Genomic DNA, 15,272 nt, shown 5'->3' with positions numbered 1-15,272 from the left:
CTAGATAAGCGCATTGCGACGGGCGAAGTCCGCCAGGTCGATCAACGAGTTGACCCGCAGTTTTTCCATGAGCCGGGTTTTGTAGGTGCTGATGGTCTTGTTGCTCAGCAGCATGGCTTCGCCGATCGCCTTGTTGCTCAGCCCGCGGGCGAGCTGCTGCAGGATCATCAGCTCACGGTCGGTCAGTGAGGCGATGCATTGCGCGTCTGTGAACTTCAGGTCCTGCTTGTGCACCGAACTCAGCGCCACTTCAGGGAAGTACGTATAACCCGACAATGTTGCGCGCACCGCCTTGCCAAGCTCGTCCAGCTCATCGGTCTTGGCCACGAAGCCCATTGCACCGGCCTGCATGCAGCGTAGCGAATAGGCCTCGGGCAATTGCGACGTCAGCACCAGAACCTTGGGCGGCTGCGTCATGGCCTTGATGCGGGCGATTACCTCAAGGCCATCGAGCCCGGGCATGGCGATATCGAGGATGACCAGGTCCGGGCCCAACTCACGCGCCAGCCGCACCGCGTCAATACCATTGTCTGCCTGGCCGACGACATCGAGCCGTTCCTTGCGCAGCAGCATGCACACGGTGGCTCGGATGAACGGATGGTCGTCAACCACCACGACTTTGTACATAGGTTAACCTCGCGCATCATGGCGGTGGGCTAAAGCTCAGCGTCGAAAACGACGGTGACCTGGCCGGCATAGGTGGCGCCAGGGTGTCGAAGCATGGCCTGCACGTCGTTGCGCTCCACCTGGAAACGCAACTGGCCAGGGCGATTGAGCGTGGGCATCGCCGATTCGAACGCCAACGCAGCCGCCTGCCCGCTAGGCAACGCCAGTTGCTGAACCGGCCGGCCCTGGTGCTCGATACCTCCGGGCAAGGTAATGGCCACGGTCACAGGCACCTCGTGGCTGGCGTCGTTACGGATACCGCACGTACCTGCGGTGTAGTGCTGGCACAACTTGTAGGCTTTGAACGGGCCGGTGGACCATAGCCGGAACGGCAGGTCTCGGTAGATGAGCCCAGGGGCCTGGCCGCCGCCCAGCCAGGCCTGCCAACCATCCTTGGGCTCAAGCACGGCGCGCTCCGAGCCAGGCGGGAACTCAAAGATGAAAGCATGCTGCACATCCAGTTCAAAGTTGATCACCAACGTATCGCCGCTCAGGCCGGTGACATTGTTGCCGAAATCAAAGTCGCCCCCAGGGCCTATGGTGTAAGTGAGGCTGCCACGGTACATACCGGCGCGCAGGCGATACGGCGGGGGGATGTCCAGCTCGAAGGAAATACCCGTGTCCAATACCGTCGTGGTATCTACATGATCATCCGGCGCCCATGAGTAGCTGATCACGCAAGGGGTCGGACTCTGCGGGTTGACCAACGAGGTGTAGTACCTGAAGCGGCTTTGGTTGCCGACGGAGTTAATGCCGCGACAACCCTCTGAGAAGCTGCCGTTAAGCGGGTTGTAAGGGCTACCCAACACAGCTTCCTGGCTGATGGAGCGCACCTCGAAGGTCATCTGCCTGGGCTCACCCGTCTGTTGGTGGCGTACCTCCACTTCACGACGCCCCGGCAGTTTGGCGAAATATCGATCACGCAGGTCGGGGGCACGGTTGATGCTTGTCTTCTGGTAGGTAATTGGCAGGCCTACGGTGCCGGTGCTGGCGCACAGGCCAGACCAAACCCTGCAAAATTCAGCAGGCGGCGTGGTGTTTTCGAAACGCCCCGATCCACCGCCACGGTATTGTGCCGAAAGCGTCACCTCCAGTGCGCTGGCCAAGGGGGCGAATGCCAGCAAACCTGCGACCAGCCCGACGCGTAAGTGACGGATGCGGGCCAAGCGCCCTGTGCTACGACTCATCCTTCCACCACCATGCGCTTGCGCGCTTCGCCTTCATGCAACTCAAACTGATGAACCTTTGCCGCCTGCCCTTCGAATTGCCGTGTCCGCCCCGGCAACACATGATGTTTGGTGGCAGTCTCGCAGGCTACGCCAGCCGCCTGGCACTGCCGGAACTGATCCAGCACGACAGTGGCATTGCCCTGGTTGCTGACTGTAAGGCCACCGCCCTTGCGCTGCACAGACGTCTGAAACCGGGTTTCGCCAGGCCGAACGAACAGCAACGTGCCGTAGCCGGCCAGCAAGTTGACCCCAACCTTCAGGCTATTGCGGTACCGCTCAGCCTCGCCCTCATCCACGGCAAACCCATCACCCAGCTCGGGCAGGACCGGGACGAAGCGCAAGCGGAAATAGCGTTCTGTATCGCGCTGCCCGCGGTACACCAGGCGCACCGCCTGCATCCCCTGCGCCGGCACGATCAGCCGCGCCGGGCTGGCCACCAGGCCGCGCTGCTCCAACGGCATGCCCTCGGTGTCGACCTCGCGGGCATTGCCATCGGTGTCGTACACCAGCTCAGCGACACTGACCTTGACGAACGCCGTGGTATCACCGCCGTTGCGCACCCGCTTGAGCAAGGTGCTTTTGCCGGAATCCAGGTAATCGTACAACGCGCCGACATTAAGCTCGGGCGCCCCAATGGCTGCCAGCGGGGTAACCAGACAGGCCAGGGCAAGCAGACGATGGATATTCACGTTTGAAGGTTCCTTGGATAAGTACAGCGATTGGCATACCGTAAAGCGGGAACAATCGCAGGATGTGTAGGAGCCGTCTGAAACGACGGTAGGGCCGCTCTGTTACCGACCCTGAGCTAGCTCTCAACACGCTCCCCCCCCGCTATCAGCGGCCTTGGCCAGGCTTGCGGGCGTGCAACGCTGGTCGCCGGCCAACAGCACATCGTCTTCACGTACCAGCTGCGTAAGATTCAGCGTCAACAGGCATACGACCTGCCCTTGCTGACGCACCTCCAGGCTGGGTGTGGACTCGCTCATTTCCACGGCGAAGAACCCATCAGCCTCACTGACACTGCGACTGGCGTGGTTGATCACCTGCGCGCCCCGCAGCGGGCGACCCTGGCTGTCGAGCAGGCGGCCGATGACGGTCAGCGTGCGCAATACCCGAAGCTGGCGGTAGCCAATGCCGCCACGGTTCAGGTGGTAGTCCACACTGGAAGGCTGAATCACCGCTGCGGTGGCTTGCGCGCCTTCAAGGTCGAATTGCACATGGCCGGCCTTGTAGGCGGCCACCGGGACCAGGTTGCGCCCAGGCCGCAGATTGGCAGTACCGCCATGGCGGTCGTCAGCGCGTAGTTTCAAGCCTTGGATATCGGTTTCGACATCGACGATCAGCCCAGCCTGGTGCGGCAGGTACTGGCCGCTCACGGCCGCCTTGCCAGCCCCGACAGCCAGCATGCTTTCCAGGTTGAGGCCGCCGCTGAACTCACCGTTGTAGGAAGACCGCTGGAAATACGCATCACCGTGCAGCTGCTGGCTCTCGAACTGCGTGTCGCCACCCAGGCCGGCGCCATAGCGGTCGGCGCTGGCGGTCAGGCCAACGCTGCGCAGCGGGCCCAGGTCGACGTCCTGCTGATAGGCCACTGCGGCATTGAGGTCGCGCCCGCCATCGCGCGCTGTGCGGCTGCCGACGCTGGCCGACAGGCGCCGGCCACTCGTGCCGCCCAAGCTCATGCTCAGGCTCAAGTTGACGCCGCGGCTGCGGGCCTCACCAGTACCCGCGTTGCCCGGTCGGTCGAACAGCGACAGGCGCCAGTTGGCCTGCGACCCCAGTAGCTGGCCAAAGTACGACCAGCCCAAATCCACCCCCGTACCGGCGCTGGCCCCACTGCTGTGCGACACACGCACGCTGGCGGTATTGCGCGGGTCGAGGCGATGGTTGTAAGACACCGACGTCTGGGTTTGCCGCGCCTGCCAGTGGCTCGGCTGACGGTCATCACGCAGTGATTCGGGGCGGGTCAGCCAGGTGCTGCTCTGGCTGGCCACCAATGAGCTGTTTTCACCGGCGTGGATCAATTGCAGGTCGTAGCCGTTGCCGTAGCCCTGGGCCCGGAACAGGTTGCCGTACAGTTTGAAGCGGTCGAGCACATCCCAGTCCAGCGACGTGCCGTATTGCAGGGTTTGGTCGATGCGCTGTGCCGAAACGCCGACGATAGCCCGCGGGTGCACCAGGTAATTGGCCAGCACGCCTGCCGCCAGGCTGTCATCTGCGTCGCGCTGCCAGTTGCTCAACAGGCTGCTCTGCCGCCCCAGGTACAGGTTGTAGCGCCAGGGGGCATCGGTGCTGCGCCAGTTGCTGGGTTTGTAAATGAATGCCTGGCTGCGCGAGGTCACCTGGCCGTCCTCGACCAGGCGGATTTCCACTTCATAGATGCCCCCGGGTAACACTTTGCTGTCCAGCGTCTGTAGGCCGGGCTGCACCGGTTGGCTATTGATCAGTACGCCGTTGCGGTAGATTTCCGCCACGGCGGGGCGGTTGGGCGTGACATAGATGGGCGTCGCGCTGGGCGCACCATTGTCGATGGCCAGGCTGTCGCTGCTGCCGAACATCAGGCCCAGGGTGGTATCGGGGCTGGCCCCCATCAGCCGTGGCTGGCGGGTCAGGCCTTGGGCACTGGGGGTGAAATAGCCCAGGCGATAAAAGTGGTCCTGCGCCAGTCGCTCACCGTACAACTGGTCAACCCGGTAGCGCGTGCCCTGTTGACTGTCGCTGCCACGGTCGAGCTGGCCATCGGCCAGGGTCGTCCAGTTACCCAGGCTGCCCTGCCCTTGCAATGCATAGCGGCCGCTGGTGACTCGGCCATCATTGACCAGGTTGAGTTGGTTACGCACCAGCAGGCCGTAGCTGCCCTGTTCGGGAAGCCGGTGATAACGCTCGCCGGCCGTTGACGCTTCGGCCTGGTCGGTAAGCAGTGACAACTGCGAATTGGCCAAGCTGTAGTGCACTGCGCGCAGGCCATCTGGGCAGTTTGCCTGGCAGTCACCCAGCGGGCGCCCCTCGACCAGGCGTTCGCGCCAGCGCCGCCTCAGGCTTTCTGGTTCACGGCTGTCGACGGTTTCGGTGAATTCCAGCAGTTGCACGCGCTGATCCCGGCTGAGCACGACCATGGCATCACCCAGATAGCGGCCATCCAAGTCTACCCTCACGGCCAACGGCACTTCATAAAAGTGCGCTTCAAACTCACTGGGCAGACCTTCGATGCCACCCAGCGCTGCGGTCGCAGCGTGGCCCGTCACTGGCACTGCGGCCAGGCAGGCTGCCAACGGCAAGCTCAGGTACAGCGCGGAAAGGGGAAATTGTAGGGTCATGGGCGTCGCTTGCGGGCAATACCTGCCCGCCCCGCGGCAAGCGCCGAGGGCAGGAACAGGCAACAACGAATGAACGATGGGGGGGTGAATCAAGGCGTGCCAGTTTCGAAGATCATGCTCACCAGGCCTTGGTAGTTGCCTGGCTCATAACCCGCGGCTGGGGCAGGCTGGGCTGCAATTTCGAAGCCGACGATCGCCCCCGGTGCGGCTTGGGTGGCGCTGACCACTTCGACTGGGGTGGTCTGCAACACGGTGTCGCCAACCTTCACATCCAGGCCAATGTTGTGGGAACCGCTGGCAATGACGGCGGGCGAGACCAGGTAGGCGTTGATAGCGCCAACGGTGCTCTTGACCTGCAGCTCCTTGCGGACAGGGTCGAGCTTGGCCTGATTGGGGTTCCAACCCAGCTCTTGCGGGTCGTTCATCCAGTTGCCGCCCACCGGCTCGACGAAGAACGCATCGGTCGGCACCTGGGCAGTGACCTGCACTTGCTTTTCGATCGGGTCCAAGGCGTGGGCGGCACCGGCAAACAGCATGGCCAGAGGGAGGGCGAGCAGCATACGTTTCACGATCAAATCTCCTTGAGGGAATCACTGGCTGAGGGGCGACTGCCCGATCAGTAGTGGCGATTATTCGTGAACGCTGGCGATTGGAAGTTAGGACCGTTCCGAGCGGATTTAGGAAATTTCCCAAGGGATGCAGTTTGCCAGTATTGCCTGGAGCAACCCCTGAATGCACAACGCCCCGGCTAGCGGGGCGTTGTGCATTTCAGCGCGTTATGGCTACAGCTTCAGTGGGAAACCGCCCCGCTGGCACCCAGGCCAGTCTGCGAACGCACGAACTGCGGGAAGAACAGCGCGCGCTCATCCTCAGCCGCCTTGGACTTGTCGGTGACCGAGAAGAACCAGATGCTGACGAAGGCAATGGCCATCGAGAACAGCGCCGGGTACTCGTACGGGTAGATTGCCTTCTCGTGGCCGAGAATCTGTACCCAGATGGTCGGGCCAAGGATCATCAGCGTCACCGCACTCACCAGGCCCAGCCAGCCGCCGATCATGGCGCCGCGGGTGGTCAGCTTCTTCCAGTACATCGAAAGCAGCAGTACCGGGAAGTTGCAGCTGGCTGCAATGGAGAACGCCAGGCCGACCATGAAGGCGATGTTCTGCTTCTCGAACAGAATCCCCAGGCCGATCGCCAGCACACCCAAGGCGACAGTGGTGATCTTCGATACGCGGATCTCGTCCTTGTCGTTGGCTTTGCCCTTGCGCCAGACGCTGGCGTACAGGTCGTGGGACACCGCCGAGGCACCGGCCAGGGTCAGGCCAGCCACCACCGCCAGGATGGTGGCAAAGGCCACCGCCGAGATGAAGCCGAGGAACACACTGCCACCCACCGCATTGGCCAGGTGCACCGCAGCCATGTTGTTGCCACCCAGCAGAGCGCCTGCGGCGTCCTTGAATTCCGGGTTGGTGCTGACCAGCAGGATTGCGCCAAAGCCAATGATGAAGGTGAGGATGTAGAAGTAGCCGATGAAGCCGGTGGCATACAGCACGCTCTTGCGCGCTTCCTTGGCGTCACTGACGGTGAAGAAGCGCATCAGGATGTGCGGCAGGCCGGCAGTACCGAACATCAGTGCCAGGCCCAGGGAGAATGCCGAGATCGGGTCCTTGACCAGGCCGCCGGGGCTCATGATCGCCTCGCCCTTGGCGTGTACCTTGATGGCTTCGGAGAACAGCGTGTTGAAGTCAAAGCCCACGTGCTTCATGACCATCAGCGCCATGAAACTGGCACCGGACAGCAGCAGCACAGCCTTGATGATCTGTACCCAGGTGGTGGCCAGCATGCCGCCGAACAGCACGTACAGGCACATCAGGATACCCACCAGGATCACCGCCACATGGTAGTCCAGGCCGAACAGCAGCTCGATCAGCTTGCCGGCGCCGACCATTTGCGCGATCAGGTAGAACGCCACCACCACCAGCGAACCGGAGGCCGACAGGGTGCGGATTTCCTTTTGCCCGAGGCGGTACGAGGCCACGTCGGCGAAGGTGTACTTGCCCAGGTTGCGCAGGCGTTCGGCAATCAGGAAAAGAATGATCGGCCAGCCAACCAAAAAGCCGATCGAGTAGATCAGGCCGTCATAACCCGAAGTGAACACCAGCGCGGAAATACCCAGGAACGAGGCGGCCGACATGTAGTCGCCAGCAATCGCCAGGCCGTTCTGGAAGCCGGTGATCTTGCCACCGGCAGCGTAGTAGTCCGATGCCGACTTGTTGCGTTTGGAGGCCCAGTAGGTGATGCCGAGGGTGAAGGCGACGAAGGCCACGAACATGGCGATGGCGGAAACGTTCAGCGGTTGTTTCTGCACCTCGCCGGTCAGGGCATCGGCGGCCCACACGGCGGGTGCGAAGGCTCCGCAGGCCAATACGGCCAGGGCTTTGACTTGGCGAATCATTGTTGCGCCTCCTTCAGGATTTCCTTGTTCAGCTCATCGAATTCGCCGTTGGCGCGGCGCACGTAGATGGCGGTCAGGACGAATGCCGAAACGATCAGACCGACGCCCAGGGGAATGCCCCAGGTAATCGATGACTCAGGGCTGAGCTTGGCGCCCAGCAAATGAGGACCGTAGGCGATCAGGAGGATGAAGGCGCAGTACAGGCCGAGCATGATCGCCGAGAGAATCCAGGCGAACCGTTCGCGTTTGGTGACCAGCTCCTTGAAACGGGGGCTGTTTTGTATCGAGAGGTAAATGCTGTCGTTCATTGTTTTTGTCCTAGCAGCACAGATACGGGATGGAACCCACACCCTTACTTTATGCTGCCGATGGACGCCAACCAGACGACCTTAGTCTTAGATGCAACGGTGTTTTACCGATTGCGTAACAAAGTGATGAGCCGTTCGCGGGTGTACCCGCTCCTGTAGGAGCGGGTACACCCGCGAAGAAACCCTATTGGCCCTGGAAGGTGATTACTTGCCAGTCCACTCCTTCACACGATCAGGGTGCTTGGCAACCCAGTCCTTGGCGGCCGCTTCAGGCTTGGCCCCTTCCTGAATCGCCAGCATCACCTCACCAATCTCGTCCTTGGACTGCCAGTTGAACTTCTTCAGGAACTCCGCCACTTCCGGTGCCTTGGTGGCCAGTTCCTTGCTGCCGATGCTGTTCACGGTTTCTGCCGCGCCATATACGCCTTTCGGGTCTTCGAGGAACTTCAGCTTCCACTTGGCGAACATCCAGTGCGGAACCCAACCGGTCACCGCAATCGATTGCTGCTTGGCATAGGCACGGCCCAGTTCCGCCGTCATCGCCGCACCCGAGCTGGCCTGCAACTTGTAACTGGTCAGGCCATAGTCCTCGATCGCCTGGTCGGTCTTGAGCATCACACCGGAGCCTGCGTCAATGCCGACAATCCTGTCCTTGAAGCTGTTATCGGTCTTGAGGTCGGCGATGCTCACTGCCTTGACGTACTCGGGGACGATCAGGCCGATCTTGGCGTCCTTGAAGTTCGGGCCGTAGTCGACCACGTTGTCCTTGTTCTTGGCCCAGTACTCACCATGGGTCACCGGCAACCAGGCCGACAACATGGCATCGAGCTTGCCAGTTGCCACACCCTGCCACATGATCCCCGTGGCCACGGCCTGCAACTTCACGTCATAGCCGAGTTTTTGCTTGATTACTTCGGCGGCCACGTTGGTGGTCGCCACGCTGTCGGCCCAACCATCCACGTAACCAATGCTTACTTCTTTGGCCATAGCCTGTGCAGCGCTCATGGCCATTACCAGGGCGGTGCCCACGCCCAGGAAACGTCGCATTTTCTTCAAAGTTGCCATCAAAGCATCCCCTCGTCAGGTCTTGGAGATTGCATCATCTTCCTGCAACACAAGTCGACCTGATCCACCTGCGACCTGCACCCGCCCCATATGCGACAGCACTGTGCCATTAGCGCCATCGGCCTACCTCGGCCTGCGCGATCCTTGCATGCCAAAGGTTTGGCGCCGGGCTACTATCTAACCTTTTGTGCCAGACGATGGACCGCCACATGCCCAGTTGTAGCCGCTTGTCATTGCCGTTGTACCTGCTTGCCTGCCTGCTGGCCCTGCTCGGGCTGGGGGGGCTCTGGTACGGGCTGGGCAAGCCTGTGCACCTGCCCGATGCGGCCAGCCCTGCGCACAAGCTGCAATGCGCTTCGTACACGCCGTTCGACAAAGACCAATCGCCTTACGACCAGCCGTTTCGCCTGCGCCCAGCGCGGATGGACGCCGACCTGGCGTTACTGGCCGAGCGGTTCCAGTGCATCCGTACCTATTCCATGAGCGGTCTTGAGGCAATCCCCGCGCTGGCACGCAAGCATGGGCTGAAGGTAATGCTGGGCGCCTGGGTGAACGCCCACCCGGCCGACACCGAGAGGGAAATCAACCTGCTGATCGCTGCTGCCAACGCCAACCCTGACGTGGTCAGCGCGGTGATCGTCGGCAATGAGACACTGTTGCGCAAGGAGGTGACCGGTGCCCACCTGGCCAAATTGATCGCGCGGGTGAAGCGCGAGGTCAAGGTGCCAGTGACCTACGCCGATGTGTGGGAATTCTGGCTGCAGCACCCGCAGGTGGCCCCGGCAGTGGACTTCCTGACCATCCATCTGCTGCCCTACTGGGAGGACGACCCGCGTGGCATCGACGATGCCTTGGCCCACGTTGCCGATGTGCGCCGGGTGTTCGGCACACGCTTCGCGCCCAAGGACATACTGATTGGCGAAACCGGCTGGCCCAGCGAAGGCCGCCAACGCGAAACGGCGGAGCCCAGCCGGGTCAATGAGGCGCGCTTCATCCGTGGCTTCGTGGCCATGGCCGAGCGCAATGGCTGGCACTACAACCTGATCGAAGCCTTCGATCAGCCCTGGAAACGCGCCAATGAGGGCGCAGTGGGTGGCTACTGGGGGCTGTACGACGCGGACCGGCAGGACAAGGGTGTGCTCGAAGGGCCCGTGAGCAACCTGCATGACTGGCCGCAGTGGTTGCTGGCCAGCACCGTGCTGATGGTGATCATGCTGGTGCTGGCCGGGCGCCCCGCTACACCGTTGGCCGCTTTCCTGCTGCCACTGCTGGCAGCGTTTGGCGCCGCTTGCCTGGGCCTGTGGGGTGAGTTGATGCGTACCCATGCGCGCTTTGCCGGGGAATGGTTGTGGGCACTGATGCTGGCCGGGCTGAACCTGCTGGTACTGGCCCATGCGTTGTTGGCGCTGGCGCGGCGGGCGGGCTGGCGTGAACGCTTGTTCGCCTGGCTGCAGGAGCGAGCCGGCTGGTTGCTGCTGGCGGCGGGCTTTGCTGCGGCGGTGAGCATGCTGGCAATGGTGTTCGACCCGCGCTACCGCAGCTTCCCCAGCGCGGCGCTGGCGTTGCCGGCGCTGGTGTATGTGCTGTGGCCGGTGCGGGCGCGACGGGCGGAGGTCGCGTTGCTGGCGTTCATCGTCGGCGCCGGGGTGGCGCCGCAGTTGTTCGTCGAAGGGCTGGAGAACCAGCAGGCCTGGGGCTGGGCGGTGGTGAGTGTGCTGATGACAGCGGCGTTGTGGCGAAGCTTGCGGATGCGACAGGCTTGATACTGCATAGTCCTCGAGCCCGGCGCGTACCTTGTGTGAGTAAACTGTCTTGCTCAATTTCCAAAAGCTGGCGCGATCCCTGTGGGAGCGGCCTTGTGTCGCGATAGGGCCGCGCAGCGGCCCCAGGATCTCGGCATCATGTATAGATTGCTGGGGCCGCTTTGCGGCCCTATCGCGACACAAGCCGCTCCCACAGGCTGGTGCTCAGCCTCAGCCCAGCGCGGTATCGAGAAACATCATCACCGCAAAACCACCCATCAACCCCAGGGTCGCCGTTGTTGCCCACAGGTATGAACTGCAGATGATCATGGTGGGGCAGCCGGACTTGGCACGGGTAATGGAACTGGGGGCAGTGCTGGGCATCAAGGTCGAACCGGCGCTGGAAGCCCTGAAAGTCGCCTTCCACATCTAAAGCCTGGCGCAGTCCCTGTGGGAGCGCCAGCTTTTGGAAATTGAGCAGGACAGTTGCTCCCACAAGGTACGCGCAGCTGCTTACAATGGGGGTTGCCTGACCAGGCGCAACCCCGCCAGTACCAGCGCAAACACCGCAATGCTGGCGGTGTACAGCACCAGCGCCGGCACCGCGAACACCAGTGCCAACACTGCCAGCCACCAGCCGGCACGCGCGGAAACGAACTGGGCCAGTAGCGCAAGGCTCAATCCGCCCCAGGCCATGATTTGATGGTGAATGCCCAACCCCAGCAGCGAACGCACCTCGCACTGCCAGTACGCCGTCGGCACTGCGCACAGCCCTACCCACTGGCCATCCTCCATCAGGCCGTAACGCACACCATAGCTGGCCGCGAGCCAAAGCCCCAGAAACAGCACCAGCAGCACCGTCGGCAGCGAACGAGACATCCTGTTCTCCAATAGCGGTAATCGAAAGCATCCATGATCGCTTATGCCCGTTTCTAAGGCAAAATCACACCCCGGCGGCTATGTTGCAGATAGCAAGTACGCCAAAGGCCACCGCAGCGGGCAACTTTGCCCGCCTGGCTGTGGTCCTAGCCTGCACACTGCTCGACCTTGCGTTCTTTTGGGGGATTACATGCTTCGATCTTTGCGCCTCGCTGCCCTGCTCGGCAGCTTGCTCATGGCTGTGGCCGCTTCAGCGCGGGATATCGACGCTGCCAGCTATGGCTACCCTCTTACCAACCCGTTCGAGGCCACCATCGCCACCACGCCGCCGGACAAGCGCCCTGAGCTGCCCAGCGACGATGAAATCACTCAGTCCGACTACAGCCTGAACTTGCGCCCGGAGCGCGAGTTCACGTTGCCCGACAACTTCTGGGCAGTGAAGAAGCTCAAGTACCGCCTAGCCCGCCAGGATCGCGAAGCGCCGCTGATCTTCATCATCGCCGGCACCGGCGCGCCCTACAGCAGCAGCATCAATGAATACCTGAAAAAGCTGTTCTACCAGGCCGGCTTCCACGTGGTGCAACTGTCATCGCCCACCAGCTATGACTTCATGAGTGCAGCCTCGCGCTTTGCTACCCCCGGCATCAGCCAGGAAGACGCCGAAGACATGTACCGGGTGATGCAGGCCGTGCGCGCCCAGCATCCACGCCTGCCGGTCAGTGATTTCTACCTCACCGGTTACAGCCTGGGTGCGCTCGACGCCGCCTTCGTCAGCCACCTGGACGAAACCCGCCGCAGCTTCAACTTCAAACGTGTGCTGCTGCTCAACCCACCGGTCAACCTCTACACCTCGATCAACAACCTCGACAAGCTGGTGCAGACCCAGGTCAAGGGCATCGACCGCAGCACCACGTTCTACGAGCTGATGCTGGAAAAACTCACCCGTTACTTCCAGGACAAGGGCTACATCGACCTGAACGACGCCCTGCTGTACGACTTCCAGCAGTCGCGCCAGCACCTGTCCAACGAACAGATGGCCATGCTGATCGGCACTTCGTTCCGTTTCTCGGCAGCCGACATCGCCTTCACTTCCGACCTGATCAACCGCCGTGGCCTGATCATTCCGCCGAAGTTCCCGATCACCGAAGGCAGCAGCCTCACGCCGTTCTTCAAGCGCGCCCTGCAGTGCGACTTCGACTGCTACATGACCGAGCAGGTGATTCCGATGTGGCGCGCCCGCACCGACGGCAACAGCATCCTGCAGTTGGTCAACCAGGTCAGCCTGTATGCCCTGGAAGACTACCTGCGCAACAGTGACAAGATCGCTGTGATGCACAACGCCGACGACGTCATTCTCGGCCCGGGCGACATTGGCTTCCTGCGCAAGGTGTTCGGTGAACGGCTGACCCTCTACCCCCATGGCGGCCATTGCGGCAACCTCAACTACCGCGTCAACAGTGACGCCATGCTGGAGTTCTTCCGTGGTTAACAAACTCCTCTTCGCCACTGCCCTGCTTGCCGCTGGCCACACCCTGGCCGCCGAAACCGCACCCAGAGCCAGCGTGGTCGAGGCCGACCCGCAGGTGATCGGCACCGCGCCACTGGCGCCCGAAGCCGATGGCTTCCTCGACCCGCTGCGTGAGCTGAAATTCAACCCGGGGCTGGACCAGCGCGAATTCGAGCGCTCAACCCTGCAGGCGCTCAACGTGTACGACCCGCTGGAGTCGATCAACCGGCGCATCTACCACTTCAACTACCGATTGGACCAATGGGTGCTGCTGCCGCTGGTGAATGGCTATCAGTATGTAACCCCAAAGTTCGTGCGCACGGGGGTGAGCAACTTCTTCAACAACCTTGGCGATGTGCCGAACCTGTTCAACAGCGTGTTGCAGCTCAAAGCCAAGCGCTCGGCAGAAATCACTGCGCGACTGATGTTCAACACGATTATCGGCGTGGGTGGGCTGTGGGACCCGGCGACCAGCATGGGCCTGCCGCGCCAGAGCGAGGACTTTGGCCAGACCCTGGGCTTCTATGGCGTGCCGGATGGGCCGTACCTGATGCTGCCGGTGCTAGGGCCATCGAACCTGCGCGATACCACCGGGCTGGTGGTGGACTATGCGGGAGAGCAGGCGGTCAACTACCTGAACGTGGCCGAAGCCAGCACCGATCACCCGGAAATCTTCGCCCTGCGTGTGGTGGACAAGCGCTACACCACCAATTTCCGTTATGGCCAGCTCAACTCGCCGTTCGAGTATGAAAAGGTGCGGTATGTGTATACCCAGGCGCGCAAGTTGCAGATAGCCGAGTAAGCCTGCTGCGGCCCTTTCGCGGGTGAACCCGCTCCTACACAGGTATTGGCGCAACCCCTCGTCGCGAAAGGGCCCGCACAGGCAACATCAAATCCCCAGGAATTCGCAAAGCTCGCGCTTCTTGGCGAGGGCATCGCGCCGCCCCAGCTCGATCAGTTCACTGCAATAGCTGGCCTCGAACAGCAAATAGCTCAACACCCCCGCCCCGCTGGTGCGCGTCGCCCCCGGCCCCCGTAAGAACAGGCGTAACGCCGCCGGCAACTCGCGGCGGTGCCGAGCGGCAATCTCATCCAGCGGCTGGCTGGGCGCCACCACCAGCACGTCGATCGGTGCCAGCCCCAGGCGCCGGGCATCCAGGTGCGCCGGCAACAGCCCGCTCAAGTGGTTGAGGCGCTGCAGCAGTTCGATATCGCCTTCCAGGCTGTCAATGAACGTACTGTTGAGCAGGTGCCCGCCGATCTGCGCCAGGCTCGGCTGCTGCCCGCTGAACACGCGCTGGGGCGGCACCGGTGGCGCTGGCCGCTGCGGGTTTCCGCTGACCCCGACCACCAGCACCCGGCTGGCGCCCAGGTGCAAGGCCGGGCTGATCGGTGCCGACTGGCGCACTGCACCGTCGCCGTAATACTCGCCGCCCAGTTGCACCGGGGCGAACAGCAGCGGGATCGCCGCACTGGCCAGTAGGTGGTCGATGGTCAACGGTGCGGGTACGCCGATACGCCGGTGGCGCAGCCAGGCCTCGATGGTGCCACGGCCCTGGTAGAAGGTCACCGCCTGGCCAGACTCGTAGCCAAAGGCGGTCACCGCCACGGCGCGCAGTTGCTCGGCGGCCAAGGCGTGGCCGATGCCATCCAGGTTCAGGTGCGTTTGCAGCAGGCTGCGCAATGGGCTGCTGTCGAGCAACGCCACGGGGGCCTGGCCGCCCAGCCCCAGCAGGCTGTGGCCGACGAAGCGGCTGGCCTGGCGCACGACCCCGGGCCAGTCGCTGCGGATAACCAGATGGCTGCGGAAGTTCTGCCAGAAGGCAGTGAGCCGTTGCACGGCCTCGTTGAAGTGCACCGCACCACTGGCCAGGGTGACGGCGTTGATGGCCCCGGCGGAGGTGCCGACAATGACCGGGAACGGGTTGTGCGCGCCGGCGGGCAGCAACTCGGCGATGCCCGCCAGCACGCCGACCTGGTAGGCAGCGCGGGCGCCGCCGCCAGAAAGGATGAGACCGGTTACCGGGGGTGGAGCCATGGAGTCCTTCCTGGGGTCAAGGTGCTTTCATGCCCGGCCTCTTCGCGGGTGAACCCGCTCCCACAG

General features: G+C 62.6%; 13 protein-coding genes. 3 read left to right on the top strand and 10 right to left on the bottom strand.

What is annotated here, in order from left to right:
* From V6093_RS24225 to V6093_RS24190, 8 genes are all read right to left on the bottom strand, one after another.
* Positions 1 to 627 carry a response regulator transcription factor gene (locus V6093_RS24225; RefSeq protein WP_003252604.1) on the bottom strand — a complete coding sequence of 209 codons (627 nt, stop codon included), beginning with the start codon at positions 625 to 627 and terminating at the stop codon, positions 1 to 3.
* Between the two features lie 29 nt (positions 628 to 656).
* Positions 657 to 1,853, bottom strand: a complete 1,197-nt coding sequence (locus V6093_RS24220) for a hypothetical protein (RefSeq protein ID WP_047605294.1) — start codon at positions 1,851 to 1,853, stop codon at positions 657 to 659.
* Positions 1,850 to 2,584, bottom strand: a complete 735-nt coding sequence (locus tag V6093_RS24215) for a hypothetical protein (protein ID WP_003252600.1) — start codon at positions 2,582 to 2,584, stop codon at positions 1,850 to 1,852. Before V6093_RS24215 ends, V6093_RS24220 begins: the two co-directional genes overlap by 4 nt.
* A gap of 123 nt (positions 2,585 to 2,707) precedes the next feature.
* Positions 2,708 to 5,212: a CS1-pili formation C-terminal domain-containing protein gene (locus tag V6093_RS24210; RefSeq protein WP_406669639.1), complete on the bottom strand. Its 2,505-nt coding sequence runs from the start codon at positions 5,210 to 5,212 to the stop codon at positions 2,708 to 2,710.
* 89 nt (positions 5,213 to 5,301) lie between these two features.
* Positions 5,302 to 5,781: a CS1 type fimbrial major subunit gene (locus tag V6093_RS24205; protein WP_033725791.1), complete on the bottom strand. Its 480-nt coding sequence runs from the start codon at positions 5,779 to 5,781 to the stop codon at positions 5,302 to 5,304.
* Positions 5,782 to 6,002: 221 nt separating this feature from the next.
* The gene (locus V6093_RS24200; RefSeq protein WP_003252593.1) at positions 6,003 to 7,667 is read right to left on the bottom strand and encodes a cation acetate symporter; all 1,665 of its coding nucleotides are present in this window, start codon (positions 7,665 to 7,667) and stop codon (positions 6,003 to 6,005) included.
* Positions 7,664 to 7,975 (bottom strand): DUF485 domain-containing protein, encoded by a 312-nt coding sequence (locus tag V6093_RS24195; protein WP_003252591.1) that lies wholly within the window; start codon positions 7,973 to 7,975, stop codon positions 7,664 to 7,666. The genes V6093_RS24200 and V6093_RS24195 overlap by 4 nt, the downstream gene beginning before the upstream one ends.
* Positions 7,976 to 8,179: 204 nt before the next feature.
* Complete coding sequence (locus tag V6093_RS24190) at positions 8,180 to 9,040, bottom strand: glycine betaine ABC transporter substrate-binding protein (protein WP_047605295.1); 861 nt, start codon at positions 9,038 to 9,040, stop codon at positions 8,180 to 8,182.
* A 197-nt stretch (positions 9,041 to 9,237) separates the two neighbouring features.
* Between V6093_RS24190 and V6093_RS24185 the strand changes: the two genes are divergently transcribed.
* Positions 9,238 to 10,803: a beta (1-6) glucans synthase gene (locus V6093_RS24185; RefSeq protein ID WP_406669638.1), complete on the top strand. Its 1,566-nt coding sequence runs from the start codon at positions 9,238 to 9,240 to the stop codon at positions 10,801 to 10,803.
* A 492-nt stretch (positions 10,804 to 11,295) separates the two neighbouring features.
* Here the strand turns inward: V6093_RS24185 and V6093_RS24180 are convergent, their stop codons facing one another.
* The gene (locus V6093_RS24180; protein ID WP_406669637.1) at positions 11,296 to 11,661 is read right to left on the bottom strand and encodes a hypothetical protein; all 366 of its coding nucleotides are present in this window, start codon (positions 11,659 to 11,661) and stop codon (positions 11,296 to 11,298) included.
* A gap of 190 nt (positions 11,662 to 11,851) precedes the next feature.
* Here V6093_RS24180 and V6093_RS24175 point away from each other — a divergent pair, with 190 nt between their 5' ends.
* On the top strand, positions 11,852 to 13,150 hold the full coding sequence (locus tag V6093_RS24175) for a serine/threonine protein kinase (protein ID WP_047605298.1): 1,299 nt from the start codon (positions 11,852 to 11,854) through the stop codon (positions 13,148 to 13,150).
* A gap of 73 nt (positions 13,151 to 13,223) precedes the next feature.
* Positions 13,224 to 13,970, top strand: a complete 747-nt coding sequence (locus V6093_RS24170; protein WP_042162639.1) for a VacJ family lipoprotein — start codon at positions 13,224 to 13,226, stop codon at positions 13,968 to 13,970.
* A gap of 87 nt (positions 13,971 to 14,057) precedes the next feature.
* Here V6093_RS24170 and V6093_RS24165 read toward each other — a convergent pair whose 3' ends face one another.
* Positions 14,058 to 15,206, bottom strand: a complete 1,149-nt coding sequence (locus V6093_RS24165; RefSeq protein WP_012053410.1) for a patatin-like phospholipase family protein — start codon at positions 15,204 to 15,206, stop codon at positions 14,058 to 14,060.
* Positions 15,207 to 15,272: the final 66 nt, after the last annotated feature.

It is taken from the genome of Pseudomonas putida group bacterium ESBL64 (genome assembly GCF_045277175.1).
Lineage (GTDB): Bacteria > Pseudomonadota > Gammaproteobacteria > Pseudomonadales > Pseudomonadaceae > Aquipseudomonas > Aquipseudomonas alloputida.
The sequence above is the reverse complement of the archived record's forward strand: the minus strand, read 5'-3'. Positions and strand labels throughout refer to the sequence as shown.